This window comes from Wolbachia endosymbiont (group B) of Ablattaria laevigata (genome assembly GCF_964277395.1).
In the GTDB taxonomy this organism is placed as follows: Bacteria; Pseudomonadota; Alphaproteobacteria; order Rickettsiales; family Anaplasmataceae; genus Wolbachia.
Genome location: NZ_OZ195519.1, coordinates 985,671 through 1,010,466, shown reverse-complemented (window position 1 = coordinate 1,010,466; position 24,796 = coordinate 985,671). Strand labels below are relative to the sequence as shown.

22 protein-coding genes and 1 pseudogene are annotated in these 24,796 nt (G+C 33.3%); 14 read left to right on the top strand and 9 right to left on the bottom strand.

Features of this window, described 5'->3' with window-relative positions:
- The first annotated feature begins 9 nt into the window (after positions 1 to 9).
- Positions 10 to 2,805: a hypothetical protein gene (locus tag ACICP1_RS04705; protein ID WP_395461182.1), complete on the top strand. Its 2,796-nt coding sequence runs from the start codon at positions 10 to 12 to the stop codon at positions 2,803 to 2,805.
- Here the strand turns inward: ACICP1_RS04705 and pheT are convergent.
- Together pheT and ACICP1_RS04695 are read right to left on the bottom strand one after the other, a co-directional pair.
- On the bottom strand, positions 2,802 to 5,141 hold the full coding sequence (pheT, locus tag ACICP1_RS04700; RefSeq protein ID WP_395461181.1) for a phenylalanine--tRNA ligase subunit beta: 2,340 nt from the start codon (positions 5,139 to 5,141) through the stop codon (positions 2,802 to 2,804). The genes ACICP1_RS04705 and pheT overlap by 4 nt on opposite strands.
- A 110-nt stretch (positions 5,142 to 5,251) precedes the next feature.
- Complete coding sequence (locus tag ACICP1_RS04695) at positions 5,252 to 5,521, bottom strand: hypothetical protein (protein ID WP_254229521.1); 270 nt, start codon at positions 5,519 to 5,521, stop codon at positions 5,252 to 5,254.
- Positions 5,522 to 5,737: 216 nt separating this feature from the next.
- Between ACICP1_RS04695 and ACICP1_RS04690 the strand changes: the two genes are divergently transcribed.
- Genes ACICP1_RS04690 through ACICP1_RS04665 form a run of 6 tightly spaced genes read left to right on the top strand, consistent with a single transcriptional unit; the run spans position 5,738 to position 10,289 of the window.
- Positions 5,738 to 6,463, top strand: coding sequence for a F0F1 ATP synthase subunit A (locus ACICP1_RS04690; protein WP_007302047.1), 726 nt, complete (start codon positions 5,738 to 5,740; stop codon positions 6,461 to 6,463).
- Positions 6,464 to 6,522: 59 nt separating this feature from the next.
- On the top strand, positions 6,523 to 6,750 hold the full coding sequence (locus ACICP1_RS04685; RefSeq protein ID WP_006014985.1) for a F0F1 ATP synthase subunit C: 228 nt from the start codon (positions 6,523 to 6,525) through the stop codon (positions 6,748 to 6,750).
- Positions 6,751 to 6,753: 3 nt separating this feature from the next.
- Positions 6,754 to 7,233, top strand: a complete 480-nt coding sequence (locus ACICP1_RS04680) for an ATP synthase F0 subunit B (RefSeq protein WP_007302046.1) — start codon at positions 6,754 to 6,756, stop codon at positions 7,231 to 7,233.
- A gap of 7 nt (positions 7,234 to 7,240) precedes the next feature.
- On the top strand, positions 7,241 to 7,717 hold the full coding sequence (locus tag ACICP1_RS04675; protein WP_010402542.1) for a F0F1-type ATP synthase subunit b: 477 nt from the start codon (positions 7,241 to 7,243) through the stop codon (positions 7,715 to 7,717).
- 5 nt (positions 7,718 to 7,722) lie between these two features.
- Complete coding sequence (locus ACICP1_RS04670) at positions 7,723 to 9,312, top strand: glycosyltransferase family 2 protein (protein ID WP_052264898.1); 1,590 nt, start codon at positions 7,723 to 7,725, stop codon at positions 9,310 to 9,312.
- On the top strand, positions 9,294 to 10,289 hold the full coding sequence (locus ACICP1_RS04665; RefSeq protein WP_395461180.1) for a COX15/CtaA family protein: 996 nt from the start codon (positions 9,294 to 9,296) through the stop codon (positions 10,287 to 10,289). Before ACICP1_RS04670 ends, ACICP1_RS04665 begins: the two co-directional genes overlap by 19 nt.
- On the opposite strand, the gene ACICP1_RS04660 is transcribed toward ACICP1_RS04665, so the two are convergent.
- On the bottom strand, positions 10,272 to 12,362 hold the full coding sequence (locus tag ACICP1_RS04660; protein ID WP_395461179.1) for an acetyl-CoA carboxylase biotin carboxylase subunit: 2,091 nt from the start codon (positions 12,360 to 12,362) through the stop codon (positions 10,272 to 10,274). The two genes, ACICP1_RS04665 and ACICP1_RS04660, sit on opposite strands and share 18 nt — an antisense overlap.
- Before the next feature lie 61 nt (positions 12,363 to 12,423).
- The gene (locus ACICP1_RS04655) at positions 12,424 to 13,101 is read right to left on the bottom strand and encodes an ankyrin repeat domain-containing protein (RefSeq protein WP_395461178.1); all 678 of its coding nucleotides are present in this window, start codon (positions 13,099 to 13,101) and stop codon (positions 12,424 to 12,426) included.
- A gap of 151 nt (positions 13,102 to 13,252) precedes the next feature.
- On the opposite strand from ACICP1_RS04655, the gene gltX reads away from it, so the two are divergent.
- The gene (gltX, locus tag ACICP1_RS04650) at positions 13,253 to 14,605 is read left to right on the top strand and encodes a glutamate--tRNA ligase (RefSeq protein ID WP_395461177.1); all 1,353 of its coding nucleotides are present in this window, start codon (positions 13,253 to 13,255) and stop codon (positions 14,603 to 14,605) included.
- Between the two features lie 857 nt (positions 14,606 to 15,462).
- On the opposite strand, the gene ACICP1_RS04645 is transcribed toward gltX, so the two are convergent.
- A complete protein-coding gene (locus tag ACICP1_RS04645) occupies positions 15,463 to 15,918 on the bottom strand; it encodes an Hsp20/alpha crystallin family protein (protein WP_017532141.1) in 456 nt (151 codons plus the stop codon).
- A gap of 372 nt (positions 15,919 to 16,290) precedes the next feature.
- Here ACICP1_RS04645 and ACICP1_RS04640 point away from each other — a divergent pair, with 372 nt between their 5' ends.
- Positions 16,291 to 16,998, top strand: coding sequence for a pyridoxine 5'-phosphate synthase (locus ACICP1_RS04640; protein WP_010402508.1), 708 nt, complete (start codon positions 16,291 to 16,293; stop codon positions 16,996 to 16,998).
- Position 16,999: 1 nt separating this feature from the next.
- Here ACICP1_RS04640 and ACICP1_RS04635 read toward each other — a convergent pair whose 3' ends face one another.
- From ACICP1_RS04635 to rplM, 3 genes are all read right to left on the bottom strand, one after another.
- Complete coding sequence (locus ACICP1_RS04635) at positions 17,000 to 17,302, bottom strand: HU family DNA-binding protein (protein ID WP_019236673.1); 303 nt, start codon at positions 17,300 to 17,302, stop codon at positions 17,000 to 17,002.
- A 145-nt stretch (positions 17,303 to 17,447) separates the two neighbouring features.
- Positions 17,448 to 17,885: a 30S ribosomal protein S9 gene (rpsI, locus tag ACICP1_RS04630; RefSeq protein WP_395461176.1), complete on the bottom strand. Its 438-nt coding sequence runs from the start codon at positions 17,883 to 17,885 to the stop codon at positions 17,448 to 17,450.
- An 11-nt stretch (positions 17,886 to 17,896) separates the two neighbouring features.
- Positions 17,897 to 18,355 (bottom strand): 50S ribosomal protein L13, encoded by a 459-nt coding sequence (gene rplM, locus ACICP1_RS04625; RefSeq protein ID WP_395461175.1) that lies wholly within the window; start codon positions 18,353 to 18,355, stop codon positions 17,897 to 17,899.
- A 104-nt stretch (positions 18,356 to 18,459) separates the two neighbouring features.
- On the opposite strand from rplM, the gene ACICP1_RS04620 reads away from it, so the two are divergent.
- The 4 genes and pseudogenes from ACICP1_RS04620 (at position 18,460) to ACICP1_RS04605 (ending at position 22,346) form a co-directional block, all read left to right on the top strand.
- Positions 18,460 to 19,698: a TolC family protein gene (locus tag ACICP1_RS04620; protein ID WP_395461174.1), complete on the top strand. Its 1,239-nt coding sequence runs from the start codon at positions 18,460 to 18,462 to the stop codon at positions 19,696 to 19,698.
- Positions 19,699 to 19,708: 10 nt separating this feature from the next.
- Positions 19,709 to 20,229 (top strand): annotated as a pseudogene (locus ACICP1_RS04615) (PopZ family protein).
- 75 nt (positions 20,230 to 20,304) lie between these two features.
- Positions 20,305 to 20,883, top strand: coding sequence for an RlmE family RNA methyltransferase (locus ACICP1_RS04610; protein ID WP_395461173.1), 579 nt, complete (start codon positions 20,305 to 20,307; stop codon positions 20,881 to 20,883).
- Between the two features lie 176 nt (positions 20,884 to 21,059).
- Positions 21,060 to 22,346: an ankyrin repeat domain-containing protein gene (locus ACICP1_RS04605; RefSeq protein ID WP_395461172.1), complete on the top strand. Its 1,287-nt coding sequence runs from the start codon at positions 21,060 to 21,062 to the stop codon at positions 22,344 to 22,346.
- Positions 22,347 to 22,853: 507 nt separating this feature from the next.
- Here the strand turns inward: ACICP1_RS04605 and ACICP1_RS04600 are convergent.
- Positions 22,854 to 24,431, bottom strand: coding sequence for a lysine--tRNA ligase (locus ACICP1_RS04600; protein ID WP_395461171.1), 1,578 nt, complete (start codon positions 24,429 to 24,431; stop codon positions 22,854 to 22,856).
- Positions 24,432 to 24,495: 64 nt separating this feature from the next.
- Between ACICP1_RS04600 and ACICP1_RS04595 the strand changes: the two genes are divergently transcribed.
- Positions 24,496 to 24,792, top strand: a complete 297-nt coding sequence (locus ACICP1_RS04595) for a type IV secretion system protein VirB3 (protein WP_006015054.1) — start codon at positions 24,496 to 24,498, stop codon at positions 24,790 to 24,792.
- The last annotated feature ends 4 nt before the right edge of the window (positions 24,793 to 24,796 follow it).

The following is a 24,796-nucleotide window of genomic DNA, read 5'->3' as shown; positions in this document are numbered from 1 at the left end:
GGTGGTGATATGAATCAAGTTGTTGCAGATGGTCATAGAGAAGTTATTGATTTAAATAACAACAGTGATGGTTCAGGTAAAGTAGAATCTATTTCCAATGTTGCTTTGGAAGAGGAAGAAGAGTTTTTTGATGCTATGGAAGATGTTTCTAATGTAGAAGAAGGGAATGATTTAGGTCTTGCTACTTCAGAGGAGAAGGAAGAGTTTTTTGATGCTATGGAACAACAAGAATCTACTTACGATTTAGAGGAAGTGGAAGAATTCTTTGATAGCAAGGCTGCTACTTTTGATATTCCACTCAGTATATTTCATTATAAAGATTATAATTCTGACTTTTTTACCTCCTGGTATAATATGTCAAGCGAAATATTGAAAGAGATAAACAGAGCTTGCCCAGAGAAGAAAATATTAAATTTAGCTCTGTCAGTTTTAATGCTCCCTTATATTGCTTTTACTGCGCTGGGGTTAGTCATATACAGTAGATTTAAAGCAAATAGCAAGACACAAGAAGGTGTAGTGGAAGATAAGACAAAAAAGAGTGAAACAGGTGTGCCAAAAAGATTGGCATATGGCGCTCTTGCTGCAATGGCAATTTTTGTTAATGTGACTGTACTTGTAGCTTTGGTTGTTCCTGCAACAATTGCTTTAGCTACTTTTTATCTTTTAAATAGAGATTTATCTCATTCTTTAGTGGCTGCTCTTAAAATAAGTATGGGGCATTATTCTAATAAGCACCAAAATATAGAGGTGTCTTTTTATGAAACAGTAGTTTATGATTCAAGAATTAAATATGATATGGAAATAAAATTTCCACCACAATTTAAACAATTACTTAGAGACTTATGTGAGAATGAAAATAATCAGTGGTTTAGTGCAGAGCCGGATTCGGAGCATAATATCGTACTGAAATTGCCAATTAACATCAATTTAAAAAATGGTCTTAAGCCCTTGCATAATGAAATTAAGAATGTGCTTGCAACTTCAATTCAAGAATTTGCAAAAACTATGGAAGAGCTGATGAAGCTAGAAAAGAAAGAGATTACATATGATCAACTGAAGGAATTGTTGAACGAATTCAGGCTGAAAGTGGTGAGTAGCATAGATTCTAAGTTGACAACTCACTTAATAGAAAATGCTTATCAAGTTGCTTTTATACAAGCAATTAAGTTTCAGCAAAATAGACGGGGAGAAGATTTTTCACTGGAGGATGAGCTAAAAAATACTTTAGTGAAACAGAAATTAGAAAGTCAAGGTAAGGAATTACCAAATGAGAAAGAGATGATAATAAAAGATCTGAGAGAAGCAGGAGCAAAAGTACCAGATATCTTAGAAGATAGTGAATTTCCTGTATTTAAAGCAGAATGGGAACGGCTTAAAGAAGAAGGGAAAATAGCTAAGAGGACAATCATTGATGTTTATAAAGAGAAGTATCGTGAAGAAACAGGAACAGCTCTAAATAGTGCTAAAAAAGAGATTGAGAATTTAAGAAAGGCAGGGCATGAAAGGTATCACAGTGTACGTCAAGAATTAGAAAAAATGTCTGATGATAAAGAGGGAAATAACTCAATAAATGATGATGTAAAAAGGAAATTAGAGGATCTTTTTAAGTTCGAGTATAATGATCAAGAAGTTGAGCAAAAGCTAATAAAATCAGTAATGAAAAAAGCAAAGGGTGAGTTAGGTCGATTAGGCATGCTTAGCTTAATAGATCAGTTTCAAAGTTTAGAAAAGAAGATAAAACATCATTCTAGCAAGAAAAGTTTAAAAGAAGCTTTAGATGAAGTGAATGATTTTATAGCAAAGATGTATTTAGAAATAACGAAACGTAAAACGCAAGATTTGTTTAAAAGTCAAGCAAAGGGTATAGAGAATTCATGTAAGCTGTTAGAGGAAAAGGAGCCGGATTTAGTACAGAGGATTAATGTGCACCGAGTGAAAATTGCAGAATGCTTAGATCAACCTATATCGTTAAGAGAAGTAATAGAAGAAAGTGAGGATTTAAACAAATATTTAGAAGATGAGCAAAATAGAAGGGGAGAGAAGCATCCAAGTACAAAATTAATAGAGAAGCATTTGCAAAATAACCAAGAAATCCTAAAAGCATTAAAACAGTTAGAATTAGAAGAAAAAGGATTATTGATAAATGAAGAAACAAAAAATGATTATAGAGAAGAACTGGAATCTCGCGAAAAAATAAAGTTTGCAATAATAGAAGATGATTTACTTAAAGCATTCGAGCATGAAATTTTTGATGAAGAAGCAATTAAGAAGTTACTAGAGAGAGCAGAACTTGAGTACTACTTTGCAGAAAAGTGCATAAAAAGTCCTGTGATTAAGACAAAAGACAATATCAAACATTTTTGTCAAGATTTATTGTCTCCTTTAATAAATAGGTTGGTGGAAAATATAGTAAATAATGTACCAAAAAGTGATAAGAGTTCATGGCTGCAGCCTATAAAAGCTATTAGGACAGGCTTGGGATATATTCAAACAGGTCTTGCCGTTGCAATGCGTGGGGATAAGAGCACAGAAGGGAAAGCATTGAGTGTGGCACATGATACTCATAAGGAAGTAGAGACATTTCTTCAACATTTTCAATCAAGTTATGAGGAAGTAGGAGTTTTTTTGGGTAATTTATTTTCTGATGATGGAACGACATTTAAAAATGATGTATGGCCTAAAGTAGAAGAGCATTTGCATGGAATGTGGGATAGGTTTTTCAAGGATATTGAATTCAAGATAGGGAATAAATTGGATGAAGTAAACGTGACACAGCAAAATCAGGAAACGGCGATTACGGCTTAATAATGAGCTCTCAAAGTTCCTTCAGTATTTTTACACACTAAGTTTACTATCATATTTGATTCTTTTTGGATTTCCTCTTCAGTTAAAGTGTGAGTTGGAGAGCAGAAAGTAACTGAAAATGCTATAGACATCTTATTCGATTCTATATTGTTTCCATGATATACATCAAATATCAAAACTTCTGTGATGAGCTCTGAGCTTTTTTTCACCATATTGATTATACTGCCTGCTGCTACATCTTTATTTACAATAAATGCAAAGTCGCGTTTTACACTTTGATATTTATAATCGATAAATTTTTTTCTACTTATAGGTAAATTTTCGATATTTTCTAATATCAACTCAAAGCCTACAATTTTTTGTTTAATGTTAAAAAAATCCAATATACTCGGATGCAATTCTCCAAAATAACCAACTATTTTACTTCTAAAAGATAAGGAGCCTGATTTTCCTGGGTGATAATATTCTTTTTCTGCTCTCTCTATTGCTAAATTATCACAATTGACATTAAAAAGTTCCAAAGCTGTTATGAGGTCAGCCTTTGCGTCAAAAATATCTATTTTTCTATCAGTGTTATAGTGGTTTTTCGGCGAATTATTTCCTGATCTAATTCCACTTAAAACGTACTTAGACTGAGCCTCACCATTATAAATTGGTCCAATTTCAAAAATTGCGAGATCAGATATCCCGTGAGCAATATTATCTGCAGTGACTTGCAACAAATTTGGTATGACACTTGGCCTCATTATATTGAAGTTATTATTAAATGGATTATCGATAATGAATAACTTATTCAAGTAACCAAACTTTTCAGCTGTTGATTCACTCATAAAAGACCAAGTTATCACTTCATGAAACCCTCTGCTTGTCATTAAAATGCGCAAATCATCTTGTGTCTCTTCTTCTACTGTAACGTCTTCTGCTAGTTGCTCTTCCTTTATTTTATCATAGCCGTATATTCTTACTACCTCTTCAACTAGGTCAGCAGGTATGGTTATGTCTGGTCTCCAGCTTGGTACTTGTATATTCCAATTACCTTCGGTTTTTTTATCGATACTAAACCCTAGCTTTGTTAAAATATCGAATACCTCATTAGGTGATGCAGATACACTTCCAAGTTTGTTTGCATTCTGATAATCAAAATTTATCTTGGTATAAGCCTTATTCAAATTGCCAGCAGACACTATGCTTGACACTTCTCCGCCACATAAATCCAAAATCATTTTGGCTGCAAGATTGAGTCCATCAAGGGTAAATTCAGGGTCAATTGAACGTGCAAATCTGTAACTTGAGTCTGTGGAGATGCCTAGCTGCCTTGAAGATTTAGTGATGGAGATGGGGTCAAACCAAGCAGACTCTAAAAAGATATCAGTAGTTTCAAGAGTGCATTCACTGTACTTACTGCCCATAATTCCAGCAATTGCCTGAACGTTTTTATCATCAGAAATAACGCTTATGTCTTTGTTCAATGAGTATTCTTTATCATTTAAACCAATAAATTTTTCTCCATCGTTTGCTTTACGTACTGTGAGCTCTCCTTCTATTTTTTTTGCATTATATGTATGCATTGGGCGATTAAAGGATATCATGATGTAATTAGTAATATCAACTATTGCAGAAATGGAGCGCATTCCTATCGATTCCAGACTATCTTTTAGCCATTTTGGACTCTCTTTATTTTTTACATTAGTGATATATACTCCACTAATAAAACTCTCCCCATCGATGACTTTGACGTTTATTAGTGAGTTCATAGAAGCGGTAAGTTGTGGAATGATTAAAGTCTTTAACGTTCCAATTCCAGTTGCTGCTAGATCACGTGCTATTCCATAAACACCTAAGCAATCTCCACGGTTTGGAGTGATGTTTATGTCAATTACAGGATCGCAATTGAAAAATTTATCTCCTGTTTTATAATCATCAGAAAGCTCGATTATTCCTTCACTTTCATCTTGAGTCAGCGAAAGCTCAGAGGCAGAGCAGAGCATCCCTTCACTTAGCACTCCTCTTATTTTTGTAGGCTTAATTGTAAAGTTGCTTTCTGGCAATGTGCTACCAAGAGATGCAAGTACAGTCTTCATGCCTTCTTTAACATTTTTTGCTCCGCAGACTATCTGCAGAACTTTACTTCCATCATTTACTCTACATAATTTTAATTTATCAGCATTTGGATGAGGTGCGACTTCTAATACTTCTGCAACAACAAACCCGGCCAATCTGGAATTGTCGATCACATTCTCTACTTCCAACCCTATGTAAGTTAATTTATCAGTAATTTCCTCTAAACTAGCATTGGTTTCTAAGTACTCTAATAACCAAGATAATGTGAATTTCATCTATCTAACAAGAAACAAAAATTCATAGTAATGTAAAATGTGATGTTTTTAAAGTTTGTTGTAATAAGTGGCTTCTATATTGCAAGAAACAACAGAGAAGCCTACTCTTTCTACAAAGAAAGAATTTTCTTTATATCACCTTTGCAGTCCATTTTCATGCAGAGTTGAATGTTCATATTGTGATCATCTATATGGAAATTATAAATGTAAGCATCACCAGTGAAATTTCCTATAACATCATGGCTTTCATTTAGCATTTCACCTGCCATGTGGAAAAGACCAGTGTCTGAGTTAGAAGAATAATCTGTAAACTTGATGTACCCGTTACCACATTCCTGTTCTAAATTTAAAGGTGGATTAGTAAAATCTATTTCGTTCATAATTGCCTCATACTAAAATTAAATTATAGTTAAAATAAGATGTTAAGTCAAGAATTTAGAATAAGATTGGTAGCTGACTATAATTTGCATTTTAATTGTATATTTTGTTAATATGTTAATGCTATAATAATACAGAGCTCCTTATATTAATTCTTGACTTTATTCTATAAAATTTATACTTTATTTACTGCTGCAGTTTAAGTATACAGGGTCAAAATGGCGTTAAATCCGCTAGAACAATTTAAAGTATATACAATAATAGAACTACCAAAATTATTTGGGTATGACATAAACTTTACCAACTCATCTCTTTTTATGATGATCTCGGTGATATTAATGGTACTGTTTTTGCTCCTTGGAATAAGAAAAGGTGCAGTAATACCAGGATATTTGCAAGCTGCAGTTGAATATGTATATGATTTTGTTGTTTCAATAATAGAAAGTAACACTGGAAGCAAAGGTTTGGAGCACATTCCTTTGATATTTACAGTATTTATTTTCATTTTATCGTGTAATTTAGTTGGTGTTCTTCCTTATAGTTTCACAGTTACAAGTCATGTGATAGTTACCTTCGCTTTATCAATGGTGGTTTTTACTTATATAACGATTGTTGGGTTTAAAGAAAGAGGAGTAGAATTTTTACGCATATTGCTACCAAAAGGAACTCCTTCGTGGCTTGCACCTATAATCATCATTATTAAATTATTTGCTTATTTAGTAAGACCGATTAGTTTATCAATAAGGCTTGCAGCAAATATGATTGCGGGTCATACAATCATCAAAGTGATAGCAGGATTCGTCATAAATATGAACATATTTTTTACACCTGCACCTTTTTTGTTTATAATTGCACTAATAGGATTTGAAGTATTTGTTGCAGTTTTGCAAGCTTATATATTTACTATATTAACATGTGTATATTTGTCAGATGCAGTAAAGTAATTGACTTCCTTGCAGAATATTTTACAATTATATTATAAAGAAATAGTTAAAGGTAATATATGGATTTAGTGGCTTTAAAATTTATAGCAATTGGTTTGGCTGTATTTGGAATGCTCGGTGCTGGTTTAGGTATAGCTAATATCTTCTCTGCTATGTTAAATGGGATTGCGAGAAATCCTGAGTCAGAAGGTAAAATGAAAAGTTACGTTTATATTGGTGCTGCCATGGTTGAAATCATGGGGTTGCTTGCGTTTGTACTTGCAATGTTATTAATATTTGCTGCTTAACAGATGCCACAGCTTGATGTTTCAACTTTCTCTTCTCAAATTTTTTGGTTTTTAATTTTTTTCTCTTCACTTTTTTTTGTAGTGAGTTGTTTGTTTTTACCGAAGTTAGATGAAATAATAAGCACTAGAAGTAAAGAAGTGTTAGATTCATTTAATAGTTCTATTCACCTTTTAAGACTTACAGAAGAGCAAATTGCCAAGTATAATGCAGCTTTAAATCAAGCTAGAGTACGGGCAAAAAAAATCATAGATGATGCATTTGCTCAAGTAGAAGAAATGAGAGCGAATGTTAAGGATATATTGGAAGAGGAAGACAAGAAGATGATTAAACTTGTTGAAGAAAAGGTAGTACAATTTAAATCTAAGTATATTAGTGAATTAAAACAAATGGCTACTAGTATTGCTTTGATTTACTATACTAAGTTAACTAATTCTGAGATTGAAGAGGAATTTGTTGCTGATTTGGTATCCAAAGAATTTTAGGGTTTTTATGTCTACATTACTAGTTATAAGCCTTGCTTTTTTAGTAGGTTTTATCCTCTCATATAAATTGCTAAGGAAGGTAATAAAAAACGCGCTTAACAATAAACGTAACAAAAGCAAGTTTTCAAGTGAAGAAACTGAAAAATTCAGAAAAGATATGTTGGAGTATTACAAAAAATCTTCTGAAAAATACAAAAAATTAGATGCAGAAGTTAACAAAATGATGAATGAAGCACTTGATAAGGCTAATAGTATTATTAAGCATAATAGACAGCAACTCGATCAAACGTTAGATGAAAATTCCCATTCTAATTTGAAGAAAGTTACTGACCAAGTTGAAAAAGCTCTTGGGGATTTACAAGCTAACACAGCGAGTATAGCTGCTGATGCTGTAAAAAAAATAATGCATGAACGTAAAGATGATAAGCGTAGTAGTGAGGTTATATCTTCGTTTTCACGTGACTTGAGCAAAAAGTTGCATTAAGTTTAATGCCTGTACTTCAAACTGATAATGTAGAAAAAATTAAATTTGATTCTAGTTTATGCAAAGAACAAGAGAAACTTTTCTACTATAGGTTTAATATAATTCCTTGGCAAAAATTAAATGATACTACTTTTTTTATGGTTGAAGACATAAGCCAAGATATCAACCTTTGGGTCGAATCTCATTACGGTATTGAATATGTATTGATAAAAGTAGATAGCAAACAGATTTTAAATCTTCTTAACTCACACTTTGGTATTTCAGAATTCGCAAGTAACTACTTATATTATAAGAATCCTAATTTTTCAGCTAAAAGCATTAGGCTCAGTTCAATCTTTTTTTCCTCTTTCTTTGTTATGATTTCGACTTTAACACTGACAAAAAAATATGCATATTTTGCTTTGGTGTTGATATTTATAATCGGATGTTCTAGTTCTTTATTCAAATTTGTAACTAAAATTTTTGGCTTGCGTAAAATTTCTAACCAAAAAGCAGATTATGATAAGATGAATGAACCTATATATACTATTTTATTGCCTGCTTTTAAAGAGAATGCGGTTATAAAGCAATTGATTAAGAGCATTGAAAGTTTGGATTATCCAAAATCAAAATTAGATGTAAAGCTTGTGATAGAGAGCGATGATCAAGAAATGTTGGCAGCTATAGAAAAATGCACTTTACCACAGTATTTTGAAGTAATAAAAGTGCCTCATTCTCTGCCTAGAACAAAAGCTAAGTCATGCAATTATGCTATGAGCTTTGCTAGAGGAAAGTATGTGGTAATATATGATGCAGATGACAAGCCAGATCCGTTGCAGTTAAAAAAAGCACTAATTGAATTTAATAAGGGCGACGAAAAGTTGGCTTGTGTACAGGCGAAATTAAATTACTATAACTTTGGTTGCAATTTTCTTACAAAATTCTTTTCTCTCGAGTATATGAACTGGTTTCAATATTTTTTGCCTGGATTTCAAAAAATGAACATGCCAATACCTTTGGGTGGTAGCAGTAACCATTTTTCAGTGGAAATTTTAAAGAAAGTGCTTTTTTGGGATGCTTACAATGTCACTGAAGACGCTGACCTTGGTTTGAGACTTGCGCAAATGGGATATAAAACCAGGATTATTGATTCAGAAACATTGGAAGAATCACCAACTACTGTGTTTGCTTGGATCAAACAAAGAGCACGCTGGATTAAAGGTTATATGCAAACTTATATCGTTCATTTAAAAAATATAAAATTACTTTTTAAGCACACTGGGCTTAAGGGAGTTTTGCTATTAAACCTTTTTGTTGGTTCCTCAGCTTTTATATTTTTCACGACTCCTTTTTTGTTACTTTCATTGGTGCTGACTCAAATTTTGAATGAATTATTCTTATATTATTTTATAATAGTATACGGTATTAACTTGATTTTTTTGATAATAGCTATCAGACAACAAAAAATGCCTTTTTATTTTTATATAGTATCAATATTTTTTCCCGTCTATAGTCTACTACATAGCGTTGCAGCTTTTCTCGCTTTGTGGGAATTTGTTATTCACCCTCAGCAATGGAATAAAACTCAGCATGGATTATGGAAGCAAAACCTGTAGCTATTTGGCTTTTTCTCTGCTCTCTCATGGTGATTTGCATGGTGGGAATTGGTGGATTTACCAGACTTTCAAAAGCAGGATTGTCAATCACGGAATGGAAACCAATTACCGGAACATTGCCACCGCTGAGTGAACAAGACTGGCTAAAAGAAAAATCAAAATATGAAGCTACACCTGAATATAAAGCATTTAATTATGGTATGAGTATGGAAGAGTTTCGCACCATATACTTAATAGAATATGTGCACAGGTTAATTGCAAGGCTGACAGGTTTAGTTTTTATCTTACCATTTATATACTTTACACTAAAAAAAAGAATACCTAAAAATGCAGTAATAAGGTTATCTACAGCACTATTATTTGGAATTTTACAAGCTTTTGCTGGTTGGTATATGGTAAAAAGCGGTTTGGTAGTCAATCCTCATGTTAGTCACTATAAGCTCGCACTTCACTTACTGCTTGCATTGGTTATCTTTGCATTATTGTCATATCAATTTTTTGATTACCAAATCAAACCAAAGCAAATAATTAAAATTAATAGCAACATTACATGTTACATATGGATAATTTTAATCCTAGTTACAATACAAATAATCTTCGGTGCATTTGTTGCAGGGCTAAATGCTGGTTTAATTTACAATACCTTTCCACTAATGGATGGACAAATTGTTCCGGAAGATTTATTTTACTTACAGCCTGCTTGGCTAAATATCTTTGAAAATAGAGTAACAGTGCAATTCATACACCGGGCATTGGCATTGCTGATATTAGTTCTGACAGCAATACTCACAATAAAAAATGCCAGTGTAAAACCAGTATATATTATGCTACTCTCCGTCATTATTCAGGTAATTTTAGGAGTAGTAACTTTGTTGCTGCATATACCAATGGCCATTGCCATAGCCCATCAAATGTTTTCGTTTATCTTATTCGGGTCAAGTTTATACTGCTTATGTTATTTAAGAAACCAGATCTAATACCAAATCACCAGCATGTATATTTTTTCCTTCTTTAACAGGGATATTTTTTATCACCATTTCTGATTCAGCACATATTATATTTTCCATTTTCATTGCCTCTACAACAAATAGAGGTTGTCCTACCTCTACCTGATCTCCAGCATTGACGTGTAATTTAACCAATAAACCGGATATTGGAGATTTTACAGCGTCTACTGAAATCCCTTCTGTTTTGTTGTTTAGCATTAATTTGCTTAGTTCAGCTACATGAGGTTTCAATACACAACATTTAGCTTTCATACCTGCGTGTCTTATAAAGTATTTGCTGCCTTGCCTTTCTATTTTAAGTGCTATGTTGGTATCGCCATTAATTATGATATGTAGCAATCTATAACTTGATTTCCACCTACCTACCACGGAGTATTTATTGTGGTTATATACTGTTGTTAATATATTATCTTGGTATTTTGCATTTATGGAGTACTCATTGTCATTTATTTTCACTATGAATAAATCTCTTGCATGGTCATCTGTTGTTTCAATGCCATAAGGTATCATCCGAGTAGCTGACACTGGTGCCCCTTCTTTTTTACTAGATTCCAGTGTCACGCACTGAAATGACACCTGAGTTGTTTCATTTACTGCTTCGTGATAGTACCTTTCTTCATTTTCTAAATGAACATACAGTGCAGCAAAAATAAATATTTTAATATATTCCTCTGTGATAAAATCGCCTTGAAACCCACTGGGATAATGGTCTGGAATGAATCTCGTGTGGAGCTTTGCTGCAATAAAATTTGGATTATGGAAGATGGATTCTAGAAATTCTATATTATTTGTTACTCCTTCTATATAACATTCAGACAATGCTTTTTGCATTCTGCTGATTGCTTCTATTCTATCTTTTCCATAGGTTATAATTTTTGCAATCATTGAGTCGTAGAACATGCTGATTTCTGAACCGCTAGCTACTCCATCATCTATTCTTACATCATCCGGTTTGTCGTAATATTTTATTCTTCCGCTGAAAGGGAAAAATTTCTTCGATGGGTCTTCAGCGCAAATTCTGCTTTCTATTGCAGAACCAGTAAGTTTAATATCATCCTGATTGAATCTCAATTTTTCTCCACAGGAAGTTCTAATCATTTCTTCTACTATGTCTATTCCAGTTATAAATTCTGTTACTGGATGCTCAACTTGTAATCTCGTATTTACCTCAAGAAAATAGAAGTTTTGGTCTTTATCTACAACAAACTCGACAGTACCTGCTGAAAAATAACCAACTTGCTTTGCCAAAGAAACACATTGGGCATACATTTTTTGTCTTACTTCTTCACTAATAAATGGACTTGGAGTTTCTTCCATTATTTTCTGGTTATTCCTTTGTATCGAGCATTCCCTCTCTCCAAGACACACTATATTGCCATATTTATCTGCTATGATTTGTATTTCAATGTGTCTTGGCAGCTCTATATATTTCTCTATAAAAATACTGCCATCTTTAAAACTTTTCTCTGCTTCATTTGTTGCTGATGTAAATGCTAGTTCAATTTCTTTTTTGGAATATACAATTCGCATTCCTTTGCCACCACCACCTGATGCAGCTTTGAGCATAACGGGAAAACCAATCTCTTCAGCAACGATGGCTGCGTGGGCAGTATCTTCGATCTTACCCATATATCCTGGCACTACATTTACTCCAGCCTTTCTTGCCTCTTCTTTTGCTGTTATTTTATTGGCTGTAACTTCTATTGTTTCTGCACTTGGACCAATGAAATCTATGTTATGTTTTTCCAGAGCACGGGGAAAATCTGGATTTTCTGCTAAAAACCCATAGCCAGGATGAACCGCTTCAGCACCTGTTTCAACTGCCACCTCGCATATTTTTTCAATATTTAAATAACTCAGGCAAGAAGGTGAAGGACCAATGTACTTCGACTCATCTGCTTGCCTTACATGCACAGAATTTACATCTGCATCTGAATATACGCATACACAAGATATACCCATCTTGCGCGCAGTTTTGATTATCCTGCAAGCAATCTCTCCTCTATTTGCTATTAAAATTTTACTATACTTCTTTCTTATCATCTTATCAGTATACTTTCTTAAGTTAAGAAAGTAAATTTCTATATTATTCCTTGCAAGTACTTCATGTTGGGGCTAAACCACCCTCTAAAAGTTGCATAACATTAGGATCTGTCACTATAGTACTTTCGTTATAGAGGCCATATACCTCGTTACATGCCTTAAATAACAGATATGAAGATCCTCCAGAAGCTATTGTCGCTATTGAAGCCAACGCAAGAGACTGAGAAACCGAAAATAGAAGATACAAAGATACACACATAGCGATAGCACACACTATAGCCCCTGCTATATATAAGCATAGATGAAACTTCTTATTACATATAAAGCCACATTTTATATCTGCAATTTGCTTAACTTCTTTCCGCTCTGCAGGGTCCAAGAAATAAAGGGGTGATACTGCCTTCTTCCCGTCATCCTTAATATAGCTTTTATCGAGGAGTGCTTCCTTAATATATTTCTTGTTATTCTTAAATTCCTTTTCTAATCTTTTTACTTTTTCCCAATCTTTAGCTTCTTTTGCTTTTTCAACCTCACTCCTGGTACTTTCTTCTAAATCCTTTATGATCTTCTGTAACGCAGATAATAGAAACCCTTTACTTGCTGCTATATGAAATGGGTTTCCATTTTCATCAATTCTATGCTTAGCTACACAAGCAACTCTTTTCTTGCAAGCTTCAATAAATTTATTTTCATCCTCTTTTGTTACAACTCCTTTTGCAATTTTAAATAAATTATCCATATATACACCTCACTGCATTCACTAATATTAAATTATACAATGCAGTTTGTTAAAAATAAATGTAAATTGATCTTTCAAATTTACTATAGTTCCACGTTGTTGCAAGTACAAATTTTAGTTATCATCGGTTACGTTATCACAATAGACAAATATGCCAGGTATAGTCACTAGATTCGCTCCATCACCAACAGGATTTTTACATATTGGAGGAGCTCGCACAGCTTTGTTTAATTGGCTCTATGCGCAGCGTCATGGTGGCCAGTTTTTACTAAGGATTGAGGATACCGACAGAAAACGTTCAACACAGGAAGCAATTGATGCAATAATAGATGGGTTAAAATGGCTTGGAATAAATTATGATGGAGAAATAATATACCAATCGAGAAGAATAGCTAGACATATTGAAGTTGCAAATCTTTTAGTTGAAAAGGGTAGGGCGTATCACTGTTACTGCCCTGAAGATGAAGTTGCAGAAAAGAAGGCAAGAGCAAGAGAAGAAGGAAAAATATATAAGCATAAGTGTACTCATTCGACATCAAGCGCAAACCCTGTTGTCCGTTTCAAAGTGCCAGACTCAGAAGATATTGTTGTTGACGATAAAATATACGGCCAAGTTACAATAAGTAGCGATCAGCTTGATGACATAGTAATCTTGCGCTCTGACAATACTCCAACATATATTTTTGCTGTAGTGGTTGATGATCATGATGCTGGAATAACCGATATTATACGTGGCTCTGATCATCTCACTAATACCTTCAAGCAATTACTAATATACCAAGCTCTTGATTTTGATGTTCCACGCTTTGCACACGTACCGCTTATTCATGGAGAAGATGGGAATAAGCTATCTAAAAGACATGGTGCAACAAGTGTTTGCGATTATGAAAAGATGGGAATATTGCCACAGGCAATGCGTAATTACTTACTAAGACTTGGCTGGAGTCATGGCAACGATGAGATTATTAGCGATGAGCAAGCAATAGAGTGGTTTAATTTAGAAAGCATCGGTCGCTCACCTGCACGGCTCGATTTCAAAAAACTGGAGCATTTGAATAACCACTATATTAGTAATATGAGCAATGAAGATATTCTGACTCTAATGCTTAGAGAAAATACTCTAACTGACAAAAAAAAGGGCTATTTACTGCAGGGACTGACAGAGCTGAAAAAAAGAGCAAACTATCTGACCGAATTATTGGATTTAGCAAAATTTTATATTCAAGTTGATTTGAGTGAAGAAGCTCAGCAAATTGTCAAATCTAACCTCAATGTAATTAAGTTACTTGCATCATTTCTTTCGAGTGTAGGTAGTGAAGATTGGAATAAGAATTTTTTATCTTCTCAGATTAAGGAATTTTCAAAATTACATAATATAAAAATGAGCGATATATACCACTCATTACGCGCCCCAATAACTGGAATAATGGATGCGCCTGGAATCATCGATATCATGGTAATTCTTGGTAAAGATGAGTGTATAAAAAGATTGCGAGCAGTTTAAATAAAAAATTACTTGACAGACTCTGGTGGCTTCATTATAGTGGAGAATGAAGATTTTTTAGGATCCAAAATCTATCTTCACCTGCAGGTTTTTTCACCAAATAATCAAATTTCAGCAAAAAATATATAAGTTTATTTTTGCTAGCTCTTTATTCATATAGGAGGGTTTATGTCTAGAATTCCTGATACTTGACTTTTATTTTTAAGTTAAAAAAACAATTGGCGCCTATGGTTTTCACATTAAATCATTTTAAATTGTTAAAGTTAATACGGGCTTTTTTTGCCTTTTTTTATTGGTATTTTTTTCATATTTTATTATATCATTATACTGTGGTACCATATAGACTTCAGTTTCATGATAAGGGGAGCAGGCTCCGTCTCAGCTATGGAATTAAAAAATGACTATGCATAAGATCTAATGGTGTGTCTAATCTATAGATAATTTTTTGTATTGCTAAGTTAATATTTTACATATCTGTTCAGTAAAGTGGCAAAAAAGACAACTAAATGAATGTCATGAAAGTAGCTTATACGTAGCTGTAGGAATATTCATTTTTTAAGGTAAATTACACAGCAAATATTGTCATTCAAGTAGCTGACACTGTAATTCCAGCTTCTATAATGTCATGCCAGTGCTCGACACTGGCATCGAGCAAAATTTATCACAAACAAGACAACATTTTCAATTAAAAAATCAGTGTCTGGGTGCTAAGATGACACCTTCATAAGGGAGCCAGCATCAGCTACTTTCATGACATTCATTTAGTTGTCTTTTCTCGTTTACCTTATTTTGCCACTTTGCTGAACAGATATTAAAATAGCAAGCCTCAAGGTCAGAAGCCTGCTATTACTTACTGGTTACTTTACATCAATTTTCTTGATGTGTTTCTCTGACTTAGGTATGGTTACATGCAATACCCCATCTAAAAAGTTGGCAGATACCTTATCTTGCTCTACATTTGTTGGAAGTTGAATAGATCTATAGAAAGAACCATAGTACCTTTCTTTATGGTAAAACTGCTTATCTTTTGATTCATTATTACATGTTTTTTCACCCTTCACTATTAAGTTATCGCCAGATATACTAATGTCTATGCTTTCTTTAGGAATACCTGGTAACTCTAATGATAGGCAATAGCTTTCCTTTGTTTCATAAAAATCACAAACTGGTAGTAGACTACTGCCTCTTTTGGAAAGCTCTGGGTTCCATCCTGTAAAAAAGCTATCAAATATGTCATCAACGGCTCTTTGTAACCCTCTTACACTAAAATTATCACGATTATTGTTTTTATTTAAATGAACTATATTACTCATGTTGTACCTCCTTTTACTAATACATGCATTACATAATCACTCCACTTATTAATTTCAATCCTAAATCTAAAATTTTTTAGATGCGAAAAATTTTCCCCGTTTACTATAACTTGATTATGAGAAAAAATCTTGTTTGGATTACCACGAGTAGTTCTATAAACTAGATTAACTGTAAAAAAGGGCAAGTGTATGCAAATTTATTACTTCTCTTTCCACTTCCACAATCAAACAATTTTGAATGTTTCTTATTTGACTTGCCAACAATGAGAATTGGTATAACTGCTAGCTCCGTCTTTCAGCTATGGCATTAAACAATGACATGCATAAGATCTAATAATATGTATAATTTATAAATAATTTTTGAGGTAAATTGTGAAATTGGGCGTTAATATTGATCACGTTGCAACCCTTCGCAACGCACGTGGAGCTTCTTATCCAGATCCATTAAAAGCAGCAAAAATAGCTATTGATGCTGGAGCAGATTTTATCACCGTACACTTACGAGAAGACAGAAGGCATATCAGAGATGAGGATGTATTCAATCTAAAACAAAACATTAGCACTGAGTTAAATCTTGAAATCGCAGCTACGGAAGAAATGCTCAAAATAGCAAAAGAAGTAAAACCCTATTCGATTTGTATAGTACCAGAAAAAAGAGAAGAATTAACAACCGAAGGTGGCCTGAATATCGTGAATATGCACAGTAAACTTTCTGGTATAATAGAGGAAATGCATAGCTTTGACATAAAAGTCTCACTGTTTATCGATCCAAATATTAATCAACTAAAATATCTTGAGAAGCTAGAAAGAAAGCCTGACATAATAGAAATTCACACAGGGGATTACTGTGATAATCCATCAGAAGAAAAATTAAAACTTATTACTAACTCTGCAGAATACATTAATAAGCTAGGAATAGAATGCCACGCAGGGCATGGCATAAATTATAAACATGCTAAAAGAATAAAAGAGATACCTCACATCTCAGCTCTTAATATAGGCCATTCTTTAATCAGCGAGGCTATATTTCATGGCTTACATAGTGTAACTAAAAAGATGAAAATGACAATATCTAAGTAGCTTATACTTTCTCTTTGGTATTTAAAGTACTTGAAAGAGCTTGACTTGCTTTAAACCTTACTCTTTTCTTTTCAGGAACGGTCATAATCTCACCATTTTGAGGATTACGGCATTGTCTTTCCTTACTTATAGCAGTAGAGAATGTCCCTATTCCATGCAAACGTATTTCACCTTTACGATTTAGATCGTTCTTGATTGTTTCCATAAAAATATCATGAAGCTTACCCAAACTAGCTTTTGTTATATCTATACCTTGACTAGAGCACTCTTGACTCAGTTGGTTTACTATATCTTCTTTACTCATAAATTACCTTAATATTGAAAAATTACATAAACAGCATATTATGCTAATGCCAATAGTCAACTAAATTCGTCATAAAAAGAGAAAATGTCATAAACCCTTGTAAGAACTTGTATAATATTTACAAAAAAATACCATTATGAAACAATTATCTCTTAGAAAACTGACATTTTTTCCGAGCTTTATGTTGACCATATTTCTTACGCTCAACAACACGTGAATCTCTAGTTAGGAATCCACCCTTACGTAATATAGAGTGTAGATCTTGACTTATACTACTTAAAGCTCTGCTTATTCCATGAGCTAAGGCACCTGCTTGGCCAGATAGTCCTCCACCTTTTACAGTTGCAAACACATCATACCTGTCTAACATAGAAGTTGCTATGAATGGCGCTTTAATCATTTGACACACTGATTCTCTTTTAAAATAAGAAATTAAATCATCTTTTTTATTAACACTAAATTTTCCACTTCCTGGCTTTATCCATACTCTTGCTACAGATTCTTTCCTTCGACCTGTAGCATATGAACGACCAAGTGAGTCAATCAATGCCTTTTTTGGCTGATCATTATTATTTATTTTCACTTTTTACTCCATTATTTCTTATTTTTACGATTTAAAGAGGCAAAATCTATTTTTTTAGGTTGCTGTCCTTGATGCTTATGTTCTGAACCAGAATAAACATACAAATTTTCAAACCGTCTACGTGCCATAGGACCATCATCAAGCATTCTTTTTACTGCCATTTTTATCACACGCTCAGGGAATTTGCCATTTAAAATATTATCTGGAGTAGTTTTCTTTAAACCACCAGAATAACCTGTATGCCTATAGTAGATTTTATCTTTAAGTTTCTTTCCGGTAAAATGTACCTTTTCTGCATTAACAATAATTACATTATCTCCACAATCCATATGAGGTGTGTATTCAGGCTTATGCTTTCCACGCAATAGCGCTGCTACAAACGCTGCAAGCCTTCCTACTACTAATCCTTCTGCATCTATAACAAGCCATTTTTTATCGACTTGTTTCTCTTTTAAGAAAAAAGTTTTCATATATCAATACATAACAGTAGATTATGATATACTAAGTTGCTTGATAGTGTCAACAACATTAGTTATTGATTATTAAAGTAATTTATGCTAATAACTTTAATAATATGCTAGAAAGCAAAATGTTTCGATTGATTATTATATTTGTAATCGCTTTTAGTGCTATAGATTGCTATGCAATCGATTTGGAAGAGGCTATAAGCAAAGCTATCAAAAATAGCTCAAAAATAAAGTCTCAATTTTACCAATATAAAAGCGCAGAAAAATATTATAAATCTTCTGGGTTAGCTGGATTTTTACCTGACATTAATTTACAATATAATTTCGATAGTAGTTTTAGCCTGGAAAACTCTGGAAAGCATCTAATATTAAGTCAAAGAATAATAGATGGTGGTGGCACCTTTGCTACATTCAGCCGATCAAGTAATCTTCTCAAAGCAGCAAAAATGCAATTTCAGCAGTCAAAACAAGAGCTTGCACTTAATGCTGTGAAAGCATATGTTAGTGTTTTACAAAAGACAGAAATATTAAAGCTCAGAGAACATAGAGAACGCGTTTCTTTGGAACATTTGTCAGCTATGAAAAAACGCTTTTCCCTTGGAGAAGTTACTAATGCTGAAGTTTTGCTAGCAAAAGCAAAATTTTTGTCTTCTATATCCGAAAGAGTTGATGCTGAAGGTAAATTAAAATTGGCAAATATTGCTTATTATCATTTGATTGGCGAAGATGCTGATGAACTTTCTGAAGCTAATGATAAATTACCTTCTGTTCCAGAGCTAAATGAATGTTTACAATTAGCAAAAACCAATAATTTATCTCTAAAAGCAGCAGTTTATCAAAAAAGAGCTGCTGGAATGGAAGTGATCGCTGAAAGCTCCAAGTGGCTTCCTTCTTTAAATCTAAGAGCAAACAAAAATTTTGGGAAGGATGGTGTAAAATTAGACAAGCTATTAGAAAATGTTCATATAGTTTTTACTCTTGATGTTCCAATCTTTAAAAAAGGAGCGAATGCTTTTGGTGTCAGTAAAGCTAAAATGGATGCAAAAAAATCTACCTACGATTATTATGAAACGGTAAAAAATATAGAAGGAGCAGTTGTAGATGCTTGGAATAATGTGCTAACAGCAAAAGCTATTATTAAAGCAAGTCAAGAAGCGGAAAAAGCAGCAGCTTTAGCATTGGAAGGAGTTGAGCAAGAGGTAAACTTAAGTTTAAAGAGTACATCTGACCTTTTGGACACTGAAGATGCATTATTTAAAGCACGCTCCGATCTGGTTGGAGCAAAAAGCAATTATGTAATTAGTGTTTACAACTTGCTTTTTATGATAAATAGTATAAATCTCTAAATTTAATGATATGAGCGATAATCAATCTGTAAAAGATATCCTAGAAGATATAAAAAAAGCTATATCGGGTAAAAATGCAAGTGTTGATAAAGCAGAAGTAATCGATGAAGATGATGATGTACTATGCCTTGAAGAGGAGTATCCAGAAGACATCGAAGAAAAAGAAAATAGTGAAGAAGAGAATAATTGCCAAAGTGAGAAAATGAATAACCAATTTAATAGCCATAGTTACAACTCAGAAGAGAAAAATTTGTATGATAATATCCAAATGAGTAATAACAAAGTGAGCTATCAAGAACAAAGTAACGAGCATTTAGTTTTAAAAGAAAATATGGAGGAAATTAAAACATTGCTTGAAAAGATGCAAAGCGAACTACGGCATAAACAACAAAAAGAGCGGATCTTACTGTTGAAGAATTAGTTGTATCTCTTTTAAAACCTCAGCTTTCAGAGTGGCTGAATAAGTATCTACATGCATTGGTAAAAGAAGTAGTTGAAAAAGAGCTCAAAGATATAATCAATAATAAGTAGGTTATTAGTATAAAGACCAGAGTAAAAACAGCTAGAGGTAGAAAATTATCTTCAACAAGATGGCTACATCGCCATTTGAATGATCAGTATGTGCAAAAAACCAATAAGGACGGTTATAGATCGCGCTCGGCATATAAGTTAATAGAAATAGACGATAAATTTAAACTACTCCAACAAGGGCAAAAAATTATTGATCTTGGCGCTTTTCCTGGTGGATGGTCACAAGTTGCATCTAAGAAAGGAGCGAGTGTGATTGCTATTGACATAAAACCAATAAACGCAATTAGTGGAGTAGAGTGTATACAGTGTGATATTATCAGCGAACTTGAAATTTTAAGAGAAAAATTCAAGGATCACAAATTTGATGTAATTTTATCTGATATGGCACCAGAATCTTGCGGTTTAAAATCGTTAGATCATATCAGAATTATGCTTTTATGCGAAGCAGCGCTCAATTTTGCAAAGCATTTTTTGAATCATGATGGCAAGTTCGTAGTAAAAATTTTTCAAGGAGAGTCTGATAAAGATTTCTGCAATGAGCTAAAAAAAATGTTTAAAACAGTAAGATACTTCAAACCAAAATCAAGTAGATCTGAATCTACAGAAATGTATTTGGTCAGCTTAGGCTTTATTGGTAGCAACTCTTCTATATAGAAGATACTTACAGAAACGTTGACGAATCTTATCCTATTAAACTGAAGATTAATAACGCTCGCACAAAAGCCCCTTTTTCTTGTTTAAATATTTATGATAATTAATTAGATTCTTGACTTTGTTACTTAGATATATAATAATTAAAGTATATTATTATTTTTATAGGAGAGTTTGATATGTATTTAGAATTGTTGAAACAGATATTAAGTATAGTAAATCGTGAAAATGATTTGAATGGTAATAACATAGTTGAAAAAATAAAAGAGGAACTAAAAAAAAGAGACCTCCCTGCTTATCAAGAGTGGGAGAAGAAAAATTTTGATATAAATTATAAATTTAGTAATAATAATTATTATGGCAAAGAAGAAGAATTAATATTATTACATATAGGATCTCTAGATAATCAAAAAAATGTAGTAAACGCTCTATTAGCAGCACAAGGTATAGATGTTAATTTGCAAAATCAATCTCAAGAAACTTCTTTACATTTGGCTATTGAAAAAGGTAACGAAAATATAGTAAACGCTCTATTAGCAGCACAAGGTATAGGTGTTAATTTGAAAAATCGATCTCAAGCAACTCCTTTACATTTGGCTATTAAAGAAGGTAACGAAAATATAGTAAAAGCTCTATTAGCAGCACAAGGTATAGATGTTAATTTGCAAAATCAATCTCAAGAAACTTCTTTACATTTGGCTATTGAAAAAGGTAACGAAAATATAGTAAACGCTCTATTAGCAGCACAAGGTATAGGTGTTAATTTGCAAGATAACGATAAAAAAACTCCTTTACATTTGGCTATTGAAAAAGGTAACGAAAAAATAGTAAAAGCTCTATTAAATAAGGGGGCTGATGTTAATTTGCGAGATAAAAGTGAAAGAACTCCTTTATATCTTGCTGTTGAGAAAGGCAAAATGGAGATAGTAAAGGCTATATTAGATAAGAAGCCTAGTATTGATCTTCCAAATCAAAATGGATACACGCCTTTGTGCGTTGCTGCTCGGGAACATCATAAAAAGATAGTAAGAGCTCTATTAAGAGCAGGTGCTGATCCTTTATTAGGTAAGCGTGATAACAAAACTCTAGATAAAGAACTTACTGAAGACGCAATTATGCTAGCAATAATCTCGGGTGTTGGTATATTTGTTATTGCATCTGTTGTAGCTGCGATAATAGTTACTTCTGCATATTTTATTGGTGTGTCATTATCAGTAGGTGCTATGGCTGGGATAGCTGTGGCTGCTGCTGTACTCACAGGACTTGTTGCTGGTGGCATTATATATGAAGTGTTGAAGCCTTGTGATGAGTTAAAGGAGGCTATTGCAAAAAAAATATCAGAGCTTAGTCAGAATAGTGCAGTGGACGATAGTAAGCCTGATTGTAGTCTAGAAAATCCTGGAACACGCTTACTGGCACCATTAAAAGATTTTATAAATAATGTAAAAAGTTTTTGCGCTATTTAAGGAAGAAGTCTCTTCTTCCTTTTTTTCCAATTTTTTATTTAGCAAGGTATCTAGATACCTTGCTTAACACCAAAACAGAATTAAGGTTTAAACATCCTAGGTGTATTAACATTCATTTTGAAGACAGCAAATGGTGTCATCCCAGCGCCCTCTTTCTTGTTATTCCAATACTGGGATTCAGAAAACTGACCAGGTTGGTCACGCGCTGGCTCTCTAAAATTACTTTAGCTACAAATATTAAGAAATTTACTAAATAAAAAAAGACAAAAGAATCCCCGTATAGCGAGTTTTAATAATGTAAATTGATAATGTGCTAACAAGCGCGATTTGGCTGAATGTAGAAAAAATAAAAGAAGCCACTATAATTTTATGTAATTTGCCAATAAACATCTGAATTTTGTCATTGAGCCCAAAAACAAGGATAAATACTCTTATTACTATAATAAGGAAAGTGGGAAGGTTTGTCAAGTAATAAAACTAGAGAGCTCAAATGGAAGAAGGTAAACTCTAAAGTGTACGTTCAGTAGCACTTTCTATAAGAGAGATTGTATTATCTATCCCATAAAGCTTTATAAAAGATCCCATTCTAGGACCGGTTTTTTGGCCAAGCAGCGTTTCATATAGCAACTGAAACCAATCGCGTAAGTTATTGTAATTATGTTTTTTTCCGATGGAGAAAACCTGAGATTGAATCTCTTCAGCAGTGGCTGTAATAGGCAGGGAATGTAGGTTGTTCTTTAAATCTAGTAACGCTTCTTTCTCTTTTTCGTTTGAAGCTTTATACGCTTTTGTTGGCTTGATAAAGTCGTGATAATACCTAACTGCAAAATCCGAAAGCCTATCTAGCATTTTGTTGCTTTCTGGTGTAACGTTTGGTGCATAAGTTGATATAAAACCCCAAAGAATCTCTTTATTTTCAGCATTACAAGCTGCTGCCAGGTTTAAAAGTAACGAAAAATTTATGCCTGAAGTTTCTACGTTTGGAACTTTACCCTGGTGGATGTGCCATACAGGGCTATTTACATCCTTTTCTTCACTCTCATTGTAACGCTTAGCAAACTCTAAATATTCATCAGTTGATTTTGGTATCACATCAAAATATAAACGTTTAGCTTTTTTAGGACTCTGAAAGATGTATAACGCTAAACTCTCTGTGGGTGCATAAGTTAGCCACTCCTCAATTGAAATACCATTTCCTTTTGATTTTGATATCTTCTTTCCTTCTTTATCAAGAAATAACTCATAGCAAAACAAAAGCGGTGGCTTTTTTCCAAGTATTTTACATATTTGACTTGAAAGCACAGCAGATGGAGTCAAATCCTTTCCATGAGCTTCGTAATTAACTCCGAATGCAGCCCACCTCATCCCCCAATCAGGTTTCCATTGCAGTTTACATTTTCCTTTTGTCACTGGAACTTCTATTTTTTCCCCGTTTGGGTCTTCATACGTGATTGTTCCTTTATCTGTATTTGTTTCAATTACTGGAACTTGTAAAACTTGGGAAGTTTTTGGGCATATCGGCAAGAATGGACTGTAAGTCTGCTGCCTTTCTTCCCGAAATGATGGAAGCATTACTTCCATCACTTTATCATAATTTTTCAGCAGGAGTAAAAGTTTTTCATCGTAAACGCCAGATTTATAACACTCTGTTGCACTCCTAAATTCGTATTCAAATCCAAACAAATCAAGAAATTTACACAACAACGAATTCATGTGATGACCATAACTCTCATGAGTGCCAAATGGGTCAGGTATCATGGTTAATGGCTTGTTCAGATTCTCTCTTAGCATTTCCTGATTTGGTACATTATCTGGTATTTTTCGCAAACCATCCATATCGTCGGAAACTGCAATGATTTTGGTTTTTATACTAGGAGCTATTTTTTTTAGAGCGTTTGCAATAACTGTGGTACGAAAAACTTCCCCAAAAGTACCAATATGTGGTAAACCCGAGGGACCATAACCAGTCTCAAATATTATCTCTTTTTTATTAGGGAATTCTTGTAGTATTTTTTCTGCTTCTTGAAATGGCCATCTTATAATCATTGAATTTAAATTAATTATCTTACCTAAAGTGCTATTCATTTCAATAGATTTTTAATTAATGATGTAGTATTAGTGTTAGAGCTCTTATTAGAAGGTTAAAGATATGTCTACTGGCAGCATACAAACGAATCAATTATTTAAAGGTCTTACAAGACCTGCAATGCTCTTTGGTGTGAGTTATATGTTTGCAATATTAAACGTTCTAATTTGCATGCTAATTTTCATTAATACAAATGATCTTAGAGTAATTCTCCTGATGTTACCAGGTATACATGGACTTGGCTATATAGCTTCTGCAAAGGAACCGTTGTTTATTGAGTTATTTATGGTAAAGTTGGGAAAATGTTCCAAATGTTTAAATCGGTTTTATCATGGAGCCAATTCTTATGACATTACTTGATGTT